This window comes from Flavobacterium sp. JAS (assembly GCF_020991455.1).
GTDB lineage: Bacteria > Bacteroidota > Bacteroidia > Flavobacteriales > Flavobacteriaceae > Flavobacterium.
In genome coordinates, this window is record NZ_JAJMOX010000007.1 from 345991 (window position 1) to 370029 (window position 24039).

General features: G+C 36.9%; 14 protein-coding genes. 5 read left to right on the forward strand and 9 right to left on the reverse strand.

From position 1 onward, the window contains the following. Window positions 1-3 precede the first annotated feature (3 nt). From LPB88_RS12575 to LPB88_RS12590, 4 genes are all read left to right on the forward strand, one after another. Window positions 4-2421 (forward strand): glycoside hydrolase family 2 TIM barrel-domain containing protein, encoded by a 2418-nt coding sequence (locus tag LPB88_RS12575; protein WP_230716039.1) that lies wholly within the window; start codon window positions 4-6, stop codon window positions 2419-2421. A 29-nt stretch (window positions 2422-2450) separates the two neighbouring features. Next, on the forward strand, window positions 2451-4274 hold the full coding sequence (locus tag LPB88_RS12580; protein ID WP_230716040.1) for a glycoside hydrolase family 2 protein: 1824 nt from the start codon (window positions 2451-2453) through the stop codon (window positions 4272-4274). Window positions 4275-4374: 100 nt separating this feature from the next. Beyond that, complete coding sequence (locus LPB88_RS12585; protein ID WP_230716041.1) at window positions 4375-4935, forward strand: DUF2911 domain-containing protein; 561 nt, start codon at window positions 4375-4377, stop codon at window positions 4933-4935. Between the two features lie 122 nt (window positions 4936-5057). Next, window positions 5058-6470 carry a serine hydrolase gene (locus tag LPB88_RS12590; protein WP_230716042.1) on the forward strand — a complete coding sequence of 471 codons (1413 nt, stop codon included), beginning with the start codon at window positions 5058-5060 and terminating at the stop codon, window positions 6468-6470. Window positions 6471-6600: 130 nt separating this feature from the next. Here the strand turns inward: LPB88_RS12590 and LPB88_RS12595 are convergent, their stop codons facing one another. After that, window positions 6601-7104 carry a copper resistance protein NlpE gene (locus tag LPB88_RS12595; RefSeq protein ID WP_230716043.1) on the reverse strand — a complete coding sequence of 168 codons (504 nt, stop codon included), beginning with the start codon at window positions 7102-7104 and terminating at the stop codon, window positions 6601-6603. A 257-nt stretch (window positions 7105-7361) separates the two neighbouring features. Here LPB88_RS12595 and LPB88_RS12600 point away from each other — a divergent pair, with 257 nt between their 5' ends. After that, the gene (locus LPB88_RS12600) at window positions 7362-7694 is read left to right on the forward strand and encodes a YegP family protein (RefSeq protein WP_230716044.1); all 333 of its coding nucleotides are present in this window, start codon (window positions 7362-7364) and stop codon (window positions 7692-7694) included. Between the two features lie 121 nt (window positions 7695-7815). Here LPB88_RS12600 and LPB88_RS12605 read toward each other — a convergent pair whose 3' ends face one another. From LPB88_RS12605 to LPB88_RS12640, 8 genes are all read right to left on the reverse strand, one after another. Beyond that, complete coding sequence (locus LPB88_RS12605) at window positions 7816-9750, reverse strand: family 43 glycosylhydrolase (protein ID WP_230716045.1); 1935 nt, start codon at window positions 9748-9750, stop codon at window positions 7816-7818. Then, on the reverse strand, window positions 9750-11120 hold the full coding sequence (locus LPB88_RS12610) for a glycoside hydrolase family 27 protein (RefSeq protein WP_230716046.1): 1371 nt from the start codon (window positions 11118-11120) through the stop codon (window positions 9750-9752). The genes LPB88_RS12605 and LPB88_RS12610 overlap by 1 nt, the downstream gene beginning before the upstream one ends. 149 nt (window positions 11121-11269) lie before the next feature. Beyond that, the gene (locus LPB88_RS12615; RefSeq protein ID WP_230716047.1) at window positions 11270-13690 is read right to left on the reverse strand and encodes a sugar-binding domain-containing protein; all 2421 of its coding nucleotides are present in this window, start codon (window positions 13688-13690) and stop codon (window positions 11270-11272) included. A 123-nt stretch (window positions 13691-13813) separates the two neighbouring features. Beyond that, the gene (locus LPB88_RS12620; RefSeq protein ID WP_230716048.1) at window positions 13814-15397 is read right to left on the reverse strand and encodes a glycoside hydrolase; all 1584 of its coding nucleotides are present in this window, start codon (window positions 15395-15397) and stop codon (window positions 13814-13816) included. Between the two features lie 226 nt (window positions 15398-15623). Continuing rightward, window positions 15624-17261: a glycoside hydrolase gene (locus LPB88_RS12625; RefSeq protein ID WP_230716049.1), complete on the reverse strand. Its 1638-nt coding sequence runs from the start codon at window positions 17259-17261 to the stop codon at window positions 15624-15626. A gap of 1 nt (window position 17262) precedes the next feature. Continuing rightward, on the reverse strand, window positions 17263-18864 hold the full coding sequence (locus LPB88_RS12630; RefSeq protein WP_230716050.1) for a RagB/SusD family nutrient uptake outer membrane protein: 1602 nt from the start codon (window positions 18862-18864) through the stop codon (window positions 17263-17265). Between the two features lie 11 nt (window positions 18865-18875). After that, the gene (locus LPB88_RS12635; RefSeq protein ID WP_230716051.1) at window positions 18876-21908 is read right to left on the reverse strand and encodes a TonB-dependent receptor; all 3033 of its coding nucleotides are present in this window, start codon (window positions 21906-21908) and stop codon (window positions 18876-18878) included. 46 nt (window positions 21909-21954) lie between these two features. Next, a complete protein-coding gene (locus LPB88_RS12640; RefSeq protein ID WP_230716052.1) occupies window positions 21955-23352 on the reverse strand; it encodes a hypothetical protein in 1398 nt (465 codons plus the stop codon). Window positions 23353-24039: the final 687 nt, after the last annotated feature.

A 24039-nucleotide genomic window follows, 5' to 3' on the forward strand; every position in this document is an offset into this window, starting at 1 on the left:
GCAATGAAAAAACTACCCTGCCATAACAATACATTTTATACTTTTGCGCTTTTGTTTTTTTTTCAGATTTGTCTGAGCAGCATTTTTGCTCAGACAAAAATGAACATCAATAACAATTGGCTTTATTTAGAAAACAATACATCGAGTCTTTCTACGGCGCAAAAAGCCACCAACTGGGCTTCTTTAAATTTACCACACACCTGGAACGCCGAAGATGCAACGGATTTAAATCCTGGTTACAGGCGTGATGCCAGCTGGTATCAAAAGAAATTACATATTGAGAAAATCGATAAAAACCAGCGTTATTCTTTATATTTTGAAGGATCAAACGTAACTACAAAAGTCTATGTAAACGGCAAGGAAGCCGGGGGGCATATTGGTGGTTATATTGGTTTTACCATCGATATTACAAGCTTCATAAACGAGGGAGACAACGCTATTTTTGTTCGTGTGGACAATAGTTATGATATTGAAATTATTCCTTCTCAAAAAAGTGATTTCTTTATTTATGGCGGCATCACCAGAGATGTCTGGCTCCTATCTCAATATAAAAATCACATCGATAATTTAAAAATTACAACACCTCAGGTTTCTGCAAAAAATGCTTCTGTAAAGATTCTGGCCTCTATTGTGAATCCTGAAAATTCTGCAGCTTTATCCTTAACGGTCGTTCTTAAAAATCCAAAAGGGAAAAAAGTTGCCAGTAAAACGGTTTCTGTTTTAGATAAAACTTCCACTATTGAATTTGAGAATATCAAAAATCCAGAGCTTTGGGATACCGAGAAACCTAATCTATATTCGGTTACTGCTTTTTTATCGCAGAAAAATCAAATTAAAGATACCGCTAGTGAAAAAATAGGTTTTAGATGGTTTGAATTTAAAGACCACGGGCCTTTTTTTCTTAACGGAAAAAGACTGCTCATCCGCGGTACACATCGCCATGAAGAACAAGCCGGAGTTGGCGCGGCCATGAGCAACGCGCAACATCGCGCCGATATGGAATCTATTAAAAGCATGGGGGCAAATTTTGTTCGCCTGGCGCATTATCCGCAAGATCCTGAAATTTATAAAGCCTGTGATGAATTGGGGCTCTTGGTTTGGGATGAATTGCCTTGGTGCCGTGGGGGAATTGGCGATGAACTTTGGCAAACCAATACCAAAAATATGCTTGGAGAAATCATCAATCAAAATTACAATCACCCCAGTATTATCATCTGGTCGTTAGGAAATGAAATGAACTGGCTTGCTGATTTTCCAGGTGGCGACGATACCCAGAAGACAAATGCATTTTTGACCCAGCTAAACGACATTGCACACCAAATGGATCCAAGTAGAAAAACGGCCATTAGAAAATATTATGAAGGTTCGCAAATTGTCGATGTCTTCTCCCCTTCTATTTGGTCGGGCTGGTACTCGGGAAGTTACAAAAGCTATCAAAAAGCAATTGATGTTTATAAAAAACAATACAAACACTTTATTCACGCCGAATACGGAGGTGACAGTCACGTTGGGCGTCACAGCGAAAATCCGATTACGGGGGAAAATATCATAAAAGCCGAAGGCTGGGAAGAAGCAATTGTGCAAACCAAAGTGGCCAATATTGCACAAATTGGCGATTGGAGCGAAAACTATATCGTTGATTTATTCGATTGGCATTTGCATATATCCGAGAACGATCCGATGTTTGTGGGTAACATTCAGTGGGCGTTTAAGGATTTTGCAACGCCACTGCGCCCCGAAGATGCTATTCCGTATATGAATCAAAAAGGGCTGGTGGATAGAAACGGGAATCCCAAAGATGCTTATTATGTTTTTAAAAGTTATTGGAGCAAGGAGCCATTTACTTACATCGAATCGCATACCTGGACCGAGCGTCAGGGACCTGAGAATACACCAAGAACTTTGAGCGTTTTTAGTAATTGTCAGAAGGTTACTCTTTATCATCAAGGAAAATCTCTTGGAGAAAAACAAAGAAATCTTTCTCTATATCCTGCCAATGGCTTAACTTGGGACGTGAATTTTCTAAAGGGCGAAAACACGCTAATTGCCATTGGTGAGACTAAAGATGGCAAAAAAGTTTCGGATACATTAAAGGTAAATTACCGCTTTAAGAAAAATGATACGGCGACATCCCTGCAATTATCATCTCAAAAATTAAAAAATGGCAATTATCTGGTAAGCGCAATTGCAATTGACAATGCTAATTTGCGTTGCCTGGATTATGAAGAAAGTGTTTATTTTCAATGTCTCAAAGGCGGAAAAACCATGAAAAATCAAGGTACTCCAACAGGGAGCGAATCCATTAAAATGGCCAACGGAAAGGCATCGATTGAAGTTGTTCCTGATGGATCGGGAATGCCAATTGAAATGACGGCTCTCAATCAGAGTTTTAAAGGAGAGTATTTAAAGATTGAACCGTAATGTATAATAAAACAAATACCATTTTACTAATGAAAAAACTAATAACCAAAGTACTTCTAAGCTTTTCCATTTTTGCCCAAGGGCAAAATCAAAGTCTAATCTCCAATGTTCCCAATAGAAATACAACTTCTTTAAACGGGGTTTGGAATTATATTGTTGATCCTTATGAAACTGGTTTTTACAGCTTTCATCACGATCAATACGACAAACAGGCAAAACCATCTAGTGCGGCTTACTTCAATAATTATCATGCGGTAAACAAACAGGAATTGGTGGAATATGATTTTGATAAATCTCCAAAGATAAATATTCCGGGCGATTGGACCTCGCAGGTTCCAGAGCTTAAATATTACGAAGGGAACGTTTGGTTCAAGAAATCTTTTGATTATGATTTGAAAGCCAAAAAACGTCTTTTTGTTTATTTGGGCGCCATCAATTATAAAGCCGATGTTTATTTGAACGGAAAAAAACTAGGAACTCACGAAGGTGGTTTTACGCCATTTAATTATGAGATTACTTCGATTGTAAAACCAAAGGACAATTATTTGGTGATTAAAGTAGATAACACCAGACATAAAGAAGATGTGCCGACCATTAACACTGATTGGTGGAATTATGGCGGAATCACGCGCGATGTGACTTTAATTGAAGAGAATGACTCTTTTGTAGAAGATTATACTATTCAGCTTAAAAAAGGTAACACGGCTCTAATTTCGGGTTTTATTAAAATCAATAATGCTAATCCAACGCTAAATGCGGTAACGATTTCTATTGCGGAACTAAAAATTAATTACAAAGCAAAAGTTGGTGCTGATGGAATTGTAAACTTTGAAATTCCGGTAAAAAAAATATCGTATTGGTCTCCTGAGAATCCAAAACTCTATGAGGTAACCATTGATTACAACGCAGAGAAACTAAAAGATACTATTGGTTTTAGAACCATTGAAACCCAGGGAGACAAAATTTTATTAAACGCAAAACAAATCTTCTTACGCGGAATTTCCATTCATGAAGAAAACGCAAAAGGCGGACGTGCAAATTCTGAGCAAGATGCTTTGCGATTATTAAACTGGGCAAAGGAATTGGGTTGTAATTATGTTCGTCTGGCGCATTATCCCCATAACGAGAACATCATCAGAGAGGCCGATAAAATGGGATTGATGGTTTGGGAAGAGATTCCAGTGTATTGGACTGTTGAATTTACAAGGGAAGCTACTTATCAAAATGCCCAGGATCAATTAACAGCAGCCCTTACAAGAGATAAAAACAGGGCTTGTATCATTATCTGGTCAATGGCAAATGAAACGCCTATATCTGATGCAAGAAATGCTTTTATTAAAAAATTGGTGGATCACACCAAATCTTTAGACAATACTAGATTAATCAGCGCAGCTTTATTAACGCAAAGTGACAGCGCCGGATTTGGAACAATCAACGATGCCATTGGTGATTATTTGGACATTATTGCATTTAATCAATATTTGGGTTGGTACGGCGGTAAACTGGAAGATGCTGAGAAAATATTCTGGAAAACCAAATACAACAAACCCGTTATTGTTTCTGAATTTGGAGGTGATGCAAAAGCGGGTTTACACGGAGAAAAAAATGAGCGTTGGACCGAGGAGTTTCAGGAATACTTATATATTCAGAATTTAAAAATGATCGAGAAGATACCACATCTTAGTGGATTAAGTCCTTGGATTCTGGTAGATTTTAGATCTCCAAGAAGACTTTTACCGGGAATTCAGGACGAATATAACAGAAAAGGTCTGATCTCAAATGACGGTCAAAAAAAGAAAGCTTTTTATATTATGCAGAATTGGTATGACAAAAAGAAAAAAGAGCAACACTAATAACCATTATCAATTCATTAACAAAAAATAGGTTATAACTTATATGATTTTTCTTCATTATTAACTTACTTTGTGTAAACTATTAAAAATCATTACAACTATGAAAAATTTTAATTTACTGATAATTATCTTATTAACTACTTTGGGGGTTAATGCACAAGAGGTAAAATTTGCTCCTTTGGATGCAAGTCCAGCAGATATTTCCTATTTCCCAAATAAGGCTGTAAAATTCAAAAAAACAGATAATCCTTCTGCGGTTATTAAGGTTATTTATTCAAGACCTTCGGTTAAAGGACGTGCAATTTTTGGAGATTTAATTCCCTTTGGAGAAGTTTGGCGCGTTGGTGCAAACGAAAATACTGAAATTAAATTCTATAAAGCCGTGACCATTGATGGTAAAAATATTCCTGCAGGTTCTTATAGCTTGTTTGCTATTCCTGAAAAAGACAAATGGACCATTATCATCAATAAAGAAGTTGACATGTGGGGCGCTTATGCTTATGATGAAAGCAAAAATATCGCTAAGGTTTCGGTTCCGGTTAAAACGGTATCAACTCCAATTGAGGCTTTATCAATTGCTTTTACCACTGGGGGTTCTGTAGCGAATTTGGTAATTGGCTGGGATAAAACAACCGTTGAGCTTCCAATTACGATCAAGTAATTCTTTACAAATAAATTCATATCTAAAGAGGCACTAATTTTTTAATTAAGTGTCTCTTTTTTTTTATATCTTTTCTGTGGTCAATTATTTCATAACCAGTAACTAACCTAAAAACCAAAAGAATGAGAAAAACCAATTTACTTCTGCTGTTTTTATTGATTATTTATTGCGGATACTCGCAAGAAAAGTTTAAAATTACCTACGACCAATTAAAAGAGTATGAAGGTATTTATGAATATCAAAATAAGACGACATTACAAATTGCAGCCTCACCAAAAGACACCATTTTATATGCGATTATCAACGAGAGTAAATATGCGCTAAAACCATCTGAGAGAGATGTTTTTCTGAACATGTCTAAAGAGAAAGTGACCTTTTTAAGAGATCAGGCTTCTGTCATTAATGGTTATTCTTCTGAGGAGAAAACCTATAAGTTAATCAGTAAAAAAGTCGTTTTTCCTAAAGAAATGTGGTATCCCAGGTTAAATGCTTCTAAGGATTATAAGTATGTGTATCAACAGCCTAAAAAAGATTTGGATGGCTTGCTAACGGGTCCTCTTGACAATACCGGCTTGGATAAAGCATTATTGGGCGAAATGATGCAGAAAATCGTTGACGGTACTTATCAAAATGTTCACAGTGTTTTGATTATTAAAGACGGGAAATTAGTTTTTGAAGAGTATTTTTATGACAATAACAAAACTAAGTTGCATGAGCTTCGTTCGGCCACTAAAAGTTTTGTTTCGGCACTTACCGGAATTGCAATTGATAAAGGCTACATTAAAGATAAAACTGAAACGGTACTCTCCTATTTTCCGGATTATACTTTTAAGAATCTCACCAATGACAAAAAACAAATTACAATTGAAAACCTCTTAACCAATCAAAGTGGTCTTGATTGTGATGTGAGTAATCCCAAAGCAGAGGGAAATGAAACTGCCATGAATTATTCTGATGATTGGATTCAATTTACATTGGATTTGCCAATGGTTGATGTTCCGGGTGGAAAAGGAATGTATTGCTCCGGAAATCCAATTACTATGGGGAAAATTATCGAAAGAGCGACAAAAATGCCTTTGCCTGAATTTGCCAAACAAACGCTGTTTAAAGATCTTGGAATTAAAAACTTCAAATGGAATTTTAAACCCGATGCATCAAGCGCCGAAACCTTTTGTCAGGTGTATTTAAATTCTCGTGATATGGCAAAATTTGGTTTGCTTTATCTCAATAAAGGCCTTTGGAATGGCAAACAAGTTGTTTCTAAAGCCTGGGTTGAAGAGTCTCTAAGCAAACACTCTGTGGTTCAGGGTGTGAATTATGGCTATTTGTGGTGGCTAAAATATCTCAATGTTGATGGTGTGAAATACAACGGAAAAGCGGCACAAGGAAACGGTGGACAGAAAATTTATATCTGGGAGGATCAAAATATGATAACGGTTATTACTGGTGGAAACTATAACTCACAATCCCCTAGTGACGAACTCATTCAGAAATATATCCTGCCTTCGTTTAATACCAAGAAAAGTGCTAATTAGATAATCTGGCAATTAGAAAATTAGATAATGCATAAATATCTTAATTTTAATGTCTAATAAAAACTTTAAATTCCCATCATAAAAAAAGGCTTTCAATATTTTTGGAAGCCTTTCTCAATTTTAAAATCATCTATTTCTTTGTCAGAGAATAAACTAGTTTTGTTTTGATTATTTTGCGGGTCTTGTCCAGTAAAAAGATCTTATCGGGAGTTCTGGCAGAATAACCATAGAATAGTTGTTCTGCTTCTGGTTTGTCATAATTCAGCACATAAATTGTTCCATCGGGATCATCCTCTAATCCTCTTTCTGTATTGTAATGGCCTTTTTGTGTAAAGGCTTTTCCAGATCCTTTTCCCTGATAAATACTTGACAATTCAAATTTATGGCTCTCCATAGTGCCATCGCCTGAATAAATTTTCAATACGGTTTTAATTCCCCTGCAATCAGCGCAAGGCAAAACCCCTTCGTATATGCTTACCTGGGGTAAACTATCACTCTGGGGAATTAGATTTTTTGTCTCATCAATTATAGTCGAAGTTGTATCTGTAGCAATACCAACTGCGTTTTGGGTTTTCTTATTATTACAAGAGATTAACAGGGCTGAAATGACAAAGATTAGGGCTAATTTTTTCATAATTACATTTTTTTAAACAAACTAAAAATACAGAATATTCTCATTCTTATTTTATCTTATTTCTGAATTAGTTTATAAAACAAATATACAAACCTTATAATCAGGCGATTGCATCTATTTACAAACTCCTCTAGACTTAATTTATTGCGTTTTAATATTGGTATAATTTTATTTTACTGATTTATAATTTATATGATGAAGTTTTGTATTTTTATGGATATTAAAATAATATAATGCCTAACTTAAATAAAAACTATATGGGAAAATTTGTAATTACTAAAAGAACTAACGGCGAATTTCAATTCAATTTAAAAGCAGGTAATGGTCAGACAATTTTAACAAGTGAAGGCTACACAACAAAAGCTGCCTGTCTTAATGGTATCGAATCTGTGAAAACCAACTCACAAGACGATAGCAAATTTGACAGAAAAGAATCCAGCAACGGAAAACCATATTTCAATTTGAAAGCTTCTAATGGTCAAATTATTGGAGCAAGTGAAATGTATGAAAGTACGGCTGCCAGAGAAAACGGGATCGAATCAGTAAAAACAAATGCACCATCAGGAGATACAGATGATCAAGCAGTATAAATTCATTTGAATTTTATGTTCTAAGAATAATTTATCTATTGACTTTAAAGGTACAATAAACTAAAAAAAGAGGTTTTACTTTAATAAAAAGTAAAACCTCTTTCTCTTTTAAGTGTATCAACTATTCAACTGCGCTAACGCCACTATGGGTCGGAATCACTTGCTTTATAGTTCCATCGGGATTAAACTCAAGTTTATCGATACAAACTTCCCGATGAAATCCTGCCGCATCTCCCATTTTTATGCCTGTAGGATAAGAAAAACGATGATAGGTAATATACCACTGGTCTTTATTTGGAATTTGCAAGACCGAGTTATGTCCTGTGGCATAAATGCCCTGATTTGGAATTCCCTGAATTACGATATTGTTATCCGGAATTTCAATTGGGCCTAGTGGCGATTTCGAAATCCCATATCTTACCTTGTAATTAGGACTTCTGGTATCGTCTTCACTCCATAAAAAATAGTAAATACCATTTCTATAAATAACATAGGTTCCTTCGCGAAAGGTATTGTCAACTTTTATGACTTTTGTACTTCCTTTTTTAATAGAAATCATATCTGCATTCAATTCGGCTACGGCCATATATCCGTTGCCCCAATACAAATAACTTTTGCCTGTTTTGGGATCTGTAAAAACATCCGGATCAATTTCCTGACCGTCTTTTACGCCTTCCGGTCTTTGGCTTATCAAAGCTTTTCCGCTGTCTTTAAAAGGTCCTGTTGGGTTATCAGATGATGCGACACCAACTTTTTGCGCCGCCGTGAAATAATAGAAATACTTATACTTTCCTTTTATCTTTTTCTCAACAATACAAGGTGCCCAGGCATTTCGGTTGGCCCATTTTACATCTTTTCTAAGATCTACAATAATACCTTCGTCTTTCCAATTGGTTAGATCATCAGATGAAAAGGTTTTAAAATAATTCCCTGACCAACTATCAAATCCATCGCTTGTTGGATAGATGTAGTACTTCTTTGTTTTGTTTGAATATAAAATCTCAGGATCTGCGTAATAACCTTCTAAAACTGGATTATTATTTATTTTTGGAAACTCCCCCGGCATTCCCCATTTGGCAATAAGCCTTTTTAATTCAGAACGCGTTATGGGTAAAATAGTTCCATGACGCGGGTTAAAATCCATTGAGATATCATTGTCAATTACCGTGAAATTCTCTAAATCCTTTGTTTTTGTAAATTGATATTTCCCTTTGGTGTAAACATCATACATCAGAATATACTGCTCTGAATTATTTAGTTTAAAAACGCTAGAACCTTCCACTCCGTCGGTGGTTTGTTGCAAATAATTGTCGTTTTCAATCCATTTTCCCGAAGTTAAATCCATTGTTGTGGCTACTTTTATGCCTGCTTTTTCGGTTTCTGTTTTATAGAAAAGATGGTAAATTCCGTCTTTTTCGATAATATCTCCGTCAATACAAGCTCTTTGAGATTTTGGTACAAATAAGAGTTTTGGCACGCTTTCCAGAGCCGTAAAATCCTTATTGGCATAAGCGTAATAGATCTTATCAGGACCACCGGCATATTGCATACTAAAGTAAATCATGTATTTACCGGCTTTGGCATCATAAATAGTTTGTGGGGCCCAAACCCGTTTTAGATTTTCATTTCCGGGATAAGTATTTTGAATGTTTACCACACTACTCTCCCACTTTATAAGATCTGTACTTTTTAATAAAATCATCGCGCGATTACTGTCCCAACCTTTCGATGAGGTCATATCGGTTAAAACCATATAAAATGTTTGGCCATCCTCGCCACGCAAAATATGCGGATCACGAACACCACCTGTGGAGCTTATGGTTTTACTATCAATTACGGGCCCGTTATTGTTGAGGTTGCAGAAATGATAACCATCTGCGCTGATGGCATATCTTACGGCTTCTTCCTGGGGATTATTTCCGGTGAAATAAACAAATAAATAGGCTGTTAAATCTTTTTCAGCAAGGATTGGCGGAACTGATTTTGTGTTATTTTGAGCCTGCAAAAAATTAAAAAACAGTAAAACCAATATAAAGCTAAGCAGTAATTTCTTCATTATTTTTGGCTTTTTAGTTGATAGAGAATCGAACTATGCGGTTTTAATTCTGCCGAAATTTTTTTGGATAAAACTTTAGATTTTTCCCCTGTCCACATATTTAAAACAGCTACATCTCCAGCAATTCCAAGATCTGATAAATTCACTGATATGCTCTCTGTGATATTATCCGAGATATTAAACAAGGCCAAATAAACACTTCCATCGTTAGGATTTTTTGAGCTCACGGCAATTTTGCCATCTCTTTGGAAGAGCTGTTTTACATCAGTGCTTTCCTTGTGCATTCTAACGACATCTTTATTGGTTAATAACGATAAAGTAAATGCGTCATTGCTGGGTAAATCTCCGCCAAAAAACAACGGCGATTTAAAAATATTAAAAAAAGTAATCAGCGTATATTGCTCGTCTTTTGTCAAACGCGTCATTCGATCTTCGCCACGTTCTCCTCTTAAAGAAATACGGCCAAGTGGAATCATATCGCAATCTGGCCAAGTTCCCGGTGCAATGTACGGATACCATTTTTGGCTTACTTCCATCAAATGGGTGATGTGCGGCCAAGTGTCCCAAACATCATCAACCATACGCCACATATTAGCGTGTTCTTTTACGTGCGGCGCGGCAGAAATAGGCGTTTCTCCCGGCGAAGTACTCAATACAATTTTACGTCCGCAGTTGTCGATCGCCTTTCTAATGAGGTTAATTTCCCCTTGGTGATACGGTCTTGATAAATCATCGATTTTGATAAAATCTACACCCCACTCTGCGTAGAGTTCAAATATTGAATTGTAATACTCCTGTGCTCCGGGTTTATCTGCCAGGATGGTATAATTATCTTTTAACCACTCACATTGCAAATCGGTGGTATAAATTTGATCGGCGGTAATTCCCTTTGCGCCTTTAATTGGCATTTTGTCTTCAACGGCTTTTTTAGGGATTCCACGCATGATGTGAATTCCAAATTTCAGTCCTTTTTTATGAATATAATCCGCTAATGGTTTAAACCCTTGTCCGTCTTTGGCCGATGGAAAACGATTCAAAGCCGGTAAATATCTTCCGTATTGGTCCATTACATAACGCGGATCTCTCTGGTTGTATCCTCCTGCTTTGTCATTTTCTACAAACCATCTAATGTCTACCACTATATATTCCCAGCCGTATTTTTTTAGGTTTTTAACCATATAATCGGCGTTGGCTTTTACTTCGTGTTCTTCCACTGTTGAGCCATAACAATCCCAACTGTTCCAACCCATTGGAGGCGTTTGTGCCCATTGTTTAAATTCCTCTTTTGTGAAGGTTTTCGTTTGTGCGTTCAAAGAAACTCCAGCCAAAACAAGTCCGATTATAAAGGCAATTCTATTTTTTATTTTCATCTTAATTTAAATAAATGTAAATATCACACTTTAAATATAATAAACTTTTTTCTATTACATACAATTAACCTGTCTGCTTAACCAAAAAAGCTGACAGGTCAATTGACAATTTAAAAAAACTACTAATTTACTTCTGTTAGAAAACCAACTTATTTTACATTAACTGTAACTTCAACGGGTTTTAACCACTCACTTGTAAAGGTTACTTTTATGGGTTGCGTCTCCCCAGTTGCCTGAATATAAGCGGCAATATGACCGTGAAATACTCTTTGAACATTATCTGTATAATCACTCATGTCGCTATTGTTTCCGGCTTCAAGTCCTAATAAAATTCCTGGCCCGCTGATAGTGCACGTTACTTCATTGTCTGAAAGCATAACCGGTAAACCGTTTTGATCTTTTACCTGAACCATTATTTTGGCAACGCCTTTCTCTTTTGTAATTGTGATGTTTTTATCGGCAATGGTTAGTTCTACAGGTTGTTGTGTTGAGGTGATGGCATATCGACTTATTGCTGTGTCGTTTTTGTCCAAACCAATGGCTTCTAATTTTCCTGATGCAAATGGAATATCCCAATAAATAATTCCTGTTTTTTCGTCATAAGGTTTTACCTCACCTACTACTTTTCCGTTTAATTCTAAACGTGCTTTTGCAGCATTGGTATAACACACCACGCGAATCATTTCCCCCGGAGTGTAATTCCAAATAGCCCAGGCATCTTTAGAAATATCTTTATCGTTTTTCAAGGAATAAGTTCCAACATAAGCCATTGGTTTATCTGACCATAATGACTGGCGGAAATACCCCCTTGGTTTGATTACTCCTGCAAAATCAACCAGTCCTGAATAAAATCCTCTTGAGGGCCATCTTCCTGATTCTCCCAAATAATCAATTCCTGTCCAAAGAAATTGTCCGAAGATATGTTTGTTGTTTTTCACTGCTAGCCAAGGTTCCATATCATGAATATTCTCACTTCCGAAAATAACTCTCTTTGGATATTTCTGATGATCTGATTGGTATTTGCTTTCGGTATAATTGTACCCTGTGATGTCTAAGGCTCCCGGATATTCGGTTTCGTTAGACATTGCCACACCTGCGAGTCCTGCTGTGGTTGGTCGTGATTTATCGTATTTTTTAACCGCTGCAACCAAACGTTTTGCAATTACGCCAAGACGCATTGCATCTGGGGCATCTTTTTTATAACCGCCATAAGCAGCTTGCCCAAACCCGTCTTTTCCTTTGTCTAAAACTGGGTGAGAATACGGATCGTTTGGATAATCGACTTCATTTCCGATACTCCAGGCAAATACCGAAAGGTGATTTCTATCGCGACGAACAAAGTCTTCCAAATCTTTTTCTCCATAATCGGCAAAAATATCAAACGAGCCTTCAAATCCCGGTGTTCCGTAATTCCAGCCCTCGAGCCATTTGCGTTTTGGAAATTCCCACTCGTCATAAGCTTCATTTAAAACCAAAATTCCAAGCTCGTCGCAAAGCTCATAAAAAACAGGCGCTTGCGGATTATGACTGGTACGAATGGCGTTTACGCCAATTTCTTTCAATGTTTTGAGTCTGGTTTGCCAAACTTCTCTTGGAACGGCTGAACCCAAAACTCCGGCGTCGTGGTGTAAGCAAACTCCTTTCATTTTCATCCATTTTCCGTTTAATGCAAAGCCATTGTTTGGATCGAAAGTAAAAGTTCTAAATCCTGTTTGAGTAATGGTTTGATCAATTTGTTTTGCGTCTTTTAAAACAGTTGTTTTAAGCTGATATAAATTTGGATTCTCTAAATCCCACAACTCTGGATTTTTTACCTTTATTTCAGTGGAAATTTTTCCGGTTTTGTTCGGGGCAACTTCAACTTTAGAAGATGTTTTTGCTACTGATTTTCCGTCTTTTGCAATCAATTCATTAATTATAGTAACGCTTGATTTTGTTGAAGAACCATTCTCTAGATCAACTTCAATATTTAGGGTTCCTGTTCCATTTTTTACTTCAGGATAAGCATAAACGCCCCATTGTGCAATATGCACCTCATTGGCATAAACCAACCAGACATTTCTATAAATTCCCGAACCGGTGTACCATCTTGAATCGGCACTTTGACTGTGATCTACACGAACTGAAATGGTGTTTTCTGCTCCGTATTTTACATAGGGTGTTGCATCATACGCAAATGAAATATATCCGTTTGGACGTTTTCCTAAAGAATGTCCGTTAAGGAAAACTTCGCTTCTGTTGTAAACACCTTCAAAATAGAGATAGACTTTTTGGCCAGTTTTGGCTTGCTCAATATTAATTGATTTTCGATACCAGCCAATTCCCCCCGGCAAGAAACCGGTGCAGCTTGCCAATGTTGGACTTAATTGTCCTTTTACGCTCCAATCGTGCGGCACATTAACTGCTTGCCATTTGCTATCATCGTAAGTTTCTTTTTGAGCCTCGGGAGTATCTTGCAGATTAAACTTCCAGTTGTCATTGATTTTTTTGGAATCTCCAAACGATATCTGACTAAATGCAGACAAACACGAGAAGAGTAATACGGGTAGTAAGATCTTTTTTGTAAACACTATATTTTATTTTTAAGGTTCTAGGTGGCTAAGATTCAAAGTATCTAAGCTTTCTTTATTGTTTTTTAATTTGTTGTTTTTTTGTTTCAAGTTTCGGGTTCTCGCAAAGAACTTGAAACCCGACTATTGTAATTCCCCTACAAAGGTTACTATTGCTTTTGCGGGGATTTCCAGGTTGTCTATTTTTTGAGTGTTGCTTCTTTTTAAATTTGAACTCTCAGAGGTTACATACGGTGTTACCTCGTTGTCTTTTAGGGTTCCTTTTGATAAATTGAATTTGTATTTCTGAGGAGATTTTCCGCAATTTACAGCCACTACAATTAGTTTTTTGTTTTGTACATCTTTATAGGCCGTGAGCATCACATCATTTGCAGCGTCCAATTCGTTTTGGTTTGGAACATCGATTCTAAGCATACCCGGACGCACAAACAAGGAATAATTCCCCAGAGCCCAAAGTAGTTTTGAATCGTGAAATTCTCCGTCTTCTCGCACATAATCCGGCGCTGTCCCTCCGCTACTTTTTCCGTTGTCGAGGTAAATCAAACCGTCTTTATAATCCACTCGGGTTAAAGAGGTCCACCATTGCCATGAAGAAGCATTTGCAAGGGCAATATCGTTGTGAATCAGTCGTGCCACAAATAGCGCGGTTTGCATTCCTAAGTCTCTGCCTCCGCCCGAGCCACCGGGAATCTCGGCTTCTCCTGGATTTTCTAAAATGCAATATTCCGATTGCCAATATTTCAATCCCGGATTTTGCTTGATCTTTGCCGCTATTAATTTTCGGCTTAAAACCTGTTTCTCCACTGGCCATGTTGTAAAATAACTGTGTCCTAAAATGACATTTTTTACATTGGAAAATTTTGAAATATTTGTTTTTGTTTTCCCAAAGAAGTACTCAATCTGATTGTCTCTGTCCTCTGCATTTACATTTTCATACAAATAATTAATTTGTCCGGCTTCTGCAATTACAATTTCGGTACTCATTTTATTTGCTTTGAGTTTTTCCGAAAGTGATTTGGTCAAATCATAAATTTCCCCATTGGTTGCCGGGGTGCCTTCCTGACTGTTTTTGTCCCCGTTATTAGGCATCCATTCCCATTGTGGTTCATTTATAGGGCTCACATAATCGAATTTAATTCCCTCTTTTTTCTCTAACCCCTGAATACTTTGAACTAAGAAATCGGCAAATTTTACAATTGCACCATCTTTTAGATTCAGTTTATTCTTTTGAGTGGCAAAAGACAATCCGTTGTTTGTCATATAAACCGGTGGACTATTGGTGAAAATCAGGAATTTCTCGACTCCGCGTTTTTTGGCTGCCTGCAAGAACCATCTTTGCCCTTCTTGTTTGGAGAAATCGTAAGTTCCATCAGCTTGCAAAAAAGATTCACTTCTTCTCCACTCGTCCGAAACTCTGCTGTTCTCTCCCTGTTCTGTACTTCCCGCTCCAAGATTAAATCTCCAGATCGAAAGTCCGATTCCTTTTGGGTTTCCCTCAGCATCAATTTCTTTACTAAAGAGTAGATCGGCAATGGCATTCTTTTTTTGCTCAGGCCAATTTTTTCCAACAAACTGACATCTCCAGGCATCAGAACCTCCAAAACCATCCATTGTCTGAACTACATTATCTGTGCTAATGGTGATGGTTCGCTGCGCAAATGACAGCGAACTCATAACCAATAAAAGCGAGATATATACTTTTCTCATTTATTTTATTCTATCTTTTTTTATCGAATATTTTCGATCGTACTTTTATTTTTCACCATCTTGTCCTTTCAACCAAGAAGACCCGAGCGATAGCGAACAGACGAAGTAAATCTTCACCAGTAACCCTGCAATCTAAGGTTAGAATCTTTCTCGACCTTGCAATGGGGACTATTTTGCTAGTTTGCCATTGCCTGTGTTCTCCTTCCTTGAAATAATAAACATTGTGTTATTTATATGTTCCCACATAAGTCACAACTGATTTTGCAGGAATTGTAAAATTCGTTGCATCAACCCCGGTTCCTTTTTTCAAACTCAATGTTTCTGAGGTTGTATAAGGGGTTAATTTATTATCTGTTAAAACGCCTCCGGCAAGATTCAGTTTGTAGGCTTTCGCCGATTTGCTGATGTTAACTGCCACAACTACCAGTTTTTTAGTTGCTACATCTTTGTAGGCCGTTACCATTACGTCATTCACCGAAGTGGAATTATTGGCACTTGGAATCTGAACTCTTATCATTCCAGGTTTTACAAAAAAGGAGAAGTTTCCTAAAGCCCATAGTGTTTTTGCATCTCTGATATAGCCGTCGTTTTTGCAATAATCTGCATTTCCCGCTCCGTTACTTGAACCATCATCTATGTGAATTAAACCGTCTTTGTAATCTCCACGGCTAATGGCTGTCCACCATTGCCAGGAAGTTACCCCTCCAAGGGCAATATCAGTGCTTATAATACGAGCGGTCCAGAGTGCCGTTTGCATTCCTAAATCTCTTCCCGGACCTCCACCACCAGGAAGCTCTGAAGTTCCCGGACTCTCTAAAACGCAGTATTCTGATGACCAAAGGCTCAATCCTGCCACTGATTGTGTTCTTGTAGCGGCGGATCCTCTGGAATAAACTAGCTCTGTCAAAGGCCAGGCTTGCCAATAACTGTGCGCGGAAATTGTTTTTTTAACATTGCTTAATCCTGCAATATTTTTAGCAGAATTCACCCCAAAGAAATAATCGATTTGATTGGATCTACTTTCTTTGCCTGAAATTGTTTTATACAAAGGCTCATAAGAACCGCCTTCTCCTACTACAATTTTAGACTCTAATCCTTTTGCTTGTAATTTTGGAGATAAAACATTCACAAAACTGTAAATATTAGCATTTGTAGCCGGAGAACCTTCTTGGGCAGTTCCATCCCACTCGTATTGCGGTTCGTTAAATGGGCTTACATAATCAATTGTTAAACCTTGTTCCGTTTTTAGTTTGTCTAAAGATGTTGCCCAGAAATCTGCTAATTCTGGCATTTTCCCATCTTTCAAATTATAAAATTCTTTGATTGTGGCATGCGCTTTTCCGTTTTGAGTTAAGTAAACCGGGGCGCTATTGGTAAAGGCCAATAATTTTTCTAAACCACGTTCTCTGGCTGCTTTCATAAACCAAACCTGACCGGCTTGTTTGCTCATGTTATACGTTACACCATCTGTGGTGAAACATTCGGTACGTCTCCACTCATCACCAATATCACTTGCATCTCCCTGCTCAGAGCTTCCTGATCCAAGATTAAAACGCCACAGAGATAATCCGATTCCTTTTGGATTTCCCTCGGCATCGAGTTCTTTGCTGAAAAGTAAATCGGCTATTTTATTTTTTTTATCCAAGGGCCAATTCTTACCTATAAAATTACATTGCCAGGCATCTGAAGCTCCAAAGCTTTCCATGGTTTGAAGATTTGCATCAAGATTGATACTCAACTCGGCTGTAGTACTCTCAGCATTTGAATTGTTATTGTTTTCCGAATCGCAACTCACTAAAAACGAGTTTGCCAAAAGCAAGCCTGCACATAGCAGACTTACTTTATTGTTGTTGATTAACTTCATCTTAGTAACCAGGATTTTGTGTAATTAAACCTCCACTTAAATCAATTTCTAGCTGTGGTATAGGCCACAATAGATTTTTAGCCGGGCTAAAATTGATTCCTTTGTCTTGTGATTCTCTTAAGTTTGTAGTTTCATAAGGATCTGTAGAATTCAGATTGTATTGCACAAAAGTTCCACTTGGTCCCATTAAACCTTCAATTACCGGTCTTCCTGTTGTTGGATCTTTTTCACGACGAATATCGAACAAACGCAATCCTTCAAAAGCCAATTCTAAACGACGCTCTTTATAGATTTGTTTTAAAAGTGTTGGTCCTGCTAATCCTGTTTTTGGATCTAATTTCACTCGCGCTCTTAAGATGTTGATATCCGCTAGAGCATCTCCTCCTGTATGATAATTCGCTTCTGCTCTTGTCAGGTACATTTCGGCCAAACGAATCAAGGGAACATTTAGGGGCAAGTGCCCGTCTTTTTTGTCTAATGCACGACGTGTTGCGATCGGAATATAATATTTACGACAGATACGTCCTGATTTATTATCGTTTAAACTGAACTTATGTGTTGGATTTAAAACCTCGTCTCCATAAGCCGCTTCTCCCCATTTGGTGATAGTACTTCTACGACGAATTACATCATTCTCAGAAAGATAAGCATTCTCTAAATCGCTCGTTGGCATACACCATCCCCAACCATCAAGAACATCCTGTGCATCATTACTTGGGAAATATTTTTTGTCTTCTCCTCTTGCTCCTGAAAAAGTAGCTATGGAAGATCCTAAATCTTTGTCTTGTACAGATGAAGTTTGTGCTTCAAGAATTGATTCAACTCCGTTATGATTGTTTACATTCCAAATATTTAGAAAATCAGCTTCCAAAGAATAAGGCCCTTCTGAAATCACTTTGTTGGAATACTGTTTTGCCTCTGCCCATTTCTCCTGAAATAAAGATACACGAGCCAGTAAGGCATACGCTGCCCATTTGTTTACTCTTCCTTGTCTGTTAACTGGAATGGTTTCTAATTTTGCAGCAGATTCTTTAAGATCGGCTTCAATTTGTGCATAAACATCACCAACAGGACTGCGTTGTAATTTTAAATCGGCAGTTCCAAGAGATTTAGTATATAATGGAACAGATCCAAAGTTATTTACCAACTCATAATAGCAATAGGCACGAATGAATAAAGATTCTCCCATATATTGATTCTTTTGAGTCTCTGTAATAGGCGACGCCGCCATTTTCTCCAAACCTAAATTAGCCGATTGAATCGTATAATAATGAGCAGTATAGATACTATTCATAGATCCCATATTATCTGGTGAGACAATGTATTGCGCGCAAGGCCTAAAAGCGCCACTATCTTGCCCTGTATTCCCCATCCAGGCATCATCAGTAGCTGTTTCGTTTGTTAATCTTGGCGCAAGTAAAGTATACCAATCATTAGGCAATAATAGTCGTCTTGTCAATTCATTAACATAATTCTCGCATTCTTGTGCGGTTTGAAAATAGTTTTCTAAGGTTTGAATTCCTCTTTCATCTTTTTCTATAAAATCGCTGCACGAAACCGCAATTAGAGAAAAAGCTATTATAGATAAAATTATTTTTTTCATGTCGTTTTTTATTAAAATGCTACATTAAGACCCATCAAAATTGTTGGCTGAACCGGATAATTCCATCCTCCAAAACCTGATCCTTTAACTCTATCATCTTTGTCAGGATCTCCACCTGCTACTTCTGGATCCACGCCGTTGTAGTTTGTCCAGGTCCATAAATTCTGACCTGATAACGAAAGTCTTAATTTATCTAAACCAAATTTGTTATAGAATGAAAATCCAATCTGAATGTTTTTCATACGTACATACGAACCATCTTCAACATAGAAAGAAGAGAACTTAGTAAAGTTTTCGTTATTATCATCTTTAGACAAACGAGGAACATAATTAGAGGTTCCTTCCCCATGCCAGGCCATTTGTTCTAATCCGCTTACTTTGTTAGTTAGACTTGTACCATTGTATAAATCTTTTATGTTTTCGTTTACAATATCATTTCCAATACTGGAGTAGAAATTTGCTACCAAATCAAATTGTTTGTAAGCAAAATTCAAATTCAAACCAACATTGTAATCAGCCCATGGAGAACCAATTTTTGTTCTGTCTTTATCGTCTAATTTTCCGTCACCATTAACATCTTTAAAGCGAATATCTCCTACTTGCGCGTAGGGTTGCAATTTGGTACCGTGCTCATCAGTGTGTGCATTTAATTGGGTTTGATTTTGAAATAATCCATCAGCCACATAGCCATAAAAATATCCCGGTACATCACCTTTAACAGTCAAGGTTCTGTTTCCAGCTCCGTAAAGTCTTTCTCCTTCTGTAGATAAAGACAACATGTCTACATTTACCGTTGTAAAAGTCACATCCACTCCATAGGTAAAATCGCCTTTTTTATCTTTATAAGAAAGTAATAAATCGATACCTTTAGATTGCATCGATCCTACATTTGTCCAAATTGTGGAGTATCCTGGAAAGCCACTGTATGTTGGGAATTGTTTCTTAAAGAGCATATCTTCTGTTTTCTTTTGATAATATTCTAACGAACCTGAGAGTTTGTTTTTCCATAATCCAAAATCAATTCCAAAGCTGATATCTTCAACTGTTTCCCATTTAATATCTTTATTAGCCATAGTATCGGGATACGTTGTGTCTACAATATTATTTCCAATAGGATAAAAGCCTTGCTTGATATTGGATTGATAAACCGCAGCTGGTAAATTTTGATTACCTACTTTTCCCCAACCAGCTCTAAATCTTAAATCGCTTAGAACGTCTTTTGTAGAGGACATGAATCCTTCGTTTAAAATTCTCCACGAAACGGAAGCCGAAGGGAAATTTGCCCATTTATTATTGTCCATGAATTTAGAAGAACCATCACGTCTAAAAGTACCCGTGAAATAATATTTACCATCATAATTATATGAAAAACGAGATATGTAAGACATCAAAGAACTTGACCAGCTGTTACCATCACTTTTACGGTTTTTGGTTGCTGCTTTTAATTCTCTCATAGAATCTGAATTGTTAGGAATACCTTCTCCGTAACCCCAAACATCATTGCTATTGTATTCTTCCATGGTATTACCAATCATCAAAGAAGCATTGTGTTTCTCGGCAAATGTTTTGGTATAGGTTGCTGTATTTTGCCAAGTCCAGTCAGCATTTGTTGTATTTTTTCTTTCAACACTATTAATTTCAGCTTTTTCGTGTGCTGCATCAATTACAAAATCTGGTTTAAAAATACTATTTGTTTTATCTCCAACTTCGATAGATGCTTGCGTACGCAAAACCAAACCTTTAATGGGCTGATACTGCAAATAACCGTTTGTATTTAAATTATACTGATTGGTATAATCGTCGAATCTTTTTACAGCTGCAATTGGATTCCAAACATATGAAGGAGAACGTGCATAAATACTATACTCATTCTCTAATCCGGTTAATTGATCTGCTGGTTTGTAAATTGGCGTAATTGGATCAATTTTATCAAAATCTGCCCAGTTATTTGGTCCTCCCCATCTTTCATAACGCGGATTTAAAGTAACCCCAGCTGAGAATTTATCTGAGAATTTAAAATCATTGTTGATCCTCATGGTAACTCTTTTCCATCCTCCAACTTCATAAATAGATTCAGAATTATAATAATTCAAACTAACTGCGTAAGTATGGGTATCAGAACCTCCACTAACTCCCAAAGAAGCGTTGGTTACAGGCGAAGCTCGTTTGATTCCGGCATCCCACCAATTGGTCGTTTTTCCTTTGTATTGAGAAGGATTTGGTAAATAATCAGAATAACCCGAATTGTTATAAGCCTTATTCATAATTGAAGCATAACCCTGGGCATCAGCCATATTATAAGGATTATTCATCATTTGCATTCCTGAACTTATGTCAAAGTTGAATCTTGTTTTTCCTGCTTTTCCTTTTTTAGTGGTAATTAAAATAACTCCATTAGAAGCACGTGAACCATAAATGGCACTTGCCGATGCATCTTTTAAAACCTCCATCGATTCAATCTCATTATTGCTTAAGAAATTGATACTGGTTCCCATCGGGATTCCATCAACTACATAAAGAGGATCTGTATTTAAATTCACAGTAGATATACCACGAATTAAAACCCTTGGCTGTGCTCCGGGACCACCTTGACCCGTTACCTGAACTCCAGCAACTTTTCCCTGCAAAGATTCTGTGACGTTACCAACGGTCATCGTTTGAAGTTCTTTTCCTTTTATAGAAGAAATTGAACTCGTTACATCACTCTTTTTCACTGCGGCATATCCTACAACCACGATTTCATCCAGCGCCTGACTAGCTTCTTCCATGATCACATCAATGTCTGTTTTATCCCCTACGGGAATCGTTTTATTGGTAAAACCGACAAATGAAAATTCGATTTGAGAGTTTTTATTGGGAACATTAATCAGATAATTTCCATCAAAATCCGTGGCAGCTGTGGTCCCTGTGCCTTTAACGAGTATGTTAACTCCGGGAATTGGCACATTGGCTTTGTCCTTAACAGTCCCTTTTATTTTTATTTGTCCAAATGATACAGCGCTGTACATTAGGGCAATAAAAAATCCTATATATTTATATTTCATCTTAATATCTTTTATTAATTAAAGGTTATAACCGGGTTACAACAACTTATTTTTTGGTGATAAATACTCTTTCCAACTCCGTATCCAGAACTACTTTATACACTCCAGGGGCGGCCGGGTATTTAGCATTTCCGTTCTCTCCCGGTGACATGGTACAAATACCGTTTTTGATTAATCTCCAGGACGGACTCCACCACTGACCTGTAAAAGTCGCCTCTATTTGTCCTGTCAGGGTATATTCTCCTACTAATTGGTAAGGGTTATTTGGGTTGTTTGCCAAGTGTAATCCTGTTTGAACCCAAGCGTCCCATGTATCCCATGTTGCACCTTGAATTCCGCCTCCGCAAACACTCACAAAAGGTCTTCTTAAAGCCTCTTCATCGTGCCAAAGTCCGTTGGCCACATCTGCCCAAACTTTACTCGATGGCGTGTATTTGGTTGCTGTATATTTGAGCGTATTTGGATTTACTTTTATGATGTAATATCCTTTTGTTGGCAAAATAATTGGGGTTGAAACAACATCATCAACTAGTTCTCCGGTAGCATTCAATCCAAAACAATGTGGGGCAAAGTCTGATTCCTGACCTAAGAAATAAATTTCTTTATTGTCTTTGTCAGCATAATATTTGAATTCGAAATCCTGTGCGTTTTTCTCGTGAAAATACATTGGAACTCCAACTGCGTCAGTTGTTAAATTTGTACCTTTCGGCTGATCGCATAAGTACAGGGCCGGATACTCGTTTGTGGCTACTATATTGATATTTAGGCTTCCTGTGTTTGGAATCGCAAATTTATCTTTGGCTGTAATGGTTAGTACATAGTTAGCCGCAGTCACTGGCAAAGTATATGTCTTATTGAAAGTATAAGATTGTGGCGCTCCTTGTAACTGAACCATTTCATCAATACCCAGTTCGGCGCATTTAACCTCAATATAGTCAATTCCTGAATCGTCGTTAACCACAAAATTTACCGGCATTTCTTTACTTGTAGAGAGTAAAACAACGGCTCCTTCTTTTGGCGTTACCATTGTGATTGCCGGGGCGGCAAATTCTCCGTCTAAACGCAAATTAATCTCCTGGTTAACGGCGTTACCCGAAACATCGGTTATGATTAGTTTTATTTTGAAAGCCTCAGAGGTTCCCCTACTGGCAGGGATTTCAAAAAAATAGCTCAAATCATAGGATTTAAGTAAAGGATCTGTGGCAAAGCTGATTACTTTATCCAGGGATAATTCCGGGATCTGAATCTGTACACTCTTTAATCCTAAATCATCTGCCAAGGCGGCTTTTATTTCAAATTTTCTACTTGGTGCGCCGTAAATTTCTTTTGTAGACACTACCACCGTAGGGTTATCAGAGCTTGGAAAATCTGATTCGTTATTTTGACATCCCGTTAGAAGAAGGCCAAAAAGGGCGAGAAAAAATAAAAATACATTTTTTTTCATTTCTTGAATTTTAAGGTTAGGTTAGTTAGTTTTAATCTAAAGCGAAAGCTTTTTATACTCTTGTAGGTTACTTTCTATTTTTATAGGATAATTGCTGCTTTTATGAGGCAAAAACAACGTCACAAAAAATAGTTATTGGGTAATTTTCATAGTCTTTAGTTGGGTTAATGGTTAGTTACTTTTTTTCTTTTTTATATTCTTGTCTTTGCGACTTTAGATTCATCCCAGAATTTATTTTATTTAAACCCGCAGCTTTTTCTTAGCTGCGGGAATGATAAGTAATTGCGTAAAACCAACTCTTACTATCTTATTTTAAAGAAGGCTCAATTCTTTAAAGAGATAAAAAAACTTATCGTAAAATAAACACTTATAACATACACAGTAATACAACTTAAATATTACTATAAGTGCAAAGTAATGTCGAGTTTAAACTTTTAAGGAGGGGTAAAATGGAAAAAAAAGGAGGTCAAAATTGCAATTAACTATTATTTTAGATTAAAAATTACTGATTGTGAAAAAATAACTACATTTTTTTAAACAATACATAATTATTTGATTTTTATAAGGTTTTACAACTAAAACGTTTGCGTTTTTTTTCTTCAATAGAAATCTCCCTTAGATTGGTCACATGCCACTAAGGGGAGAAATCAAATTAGAAACTCGGCAATCTTCCTCTCTTGGCTATGG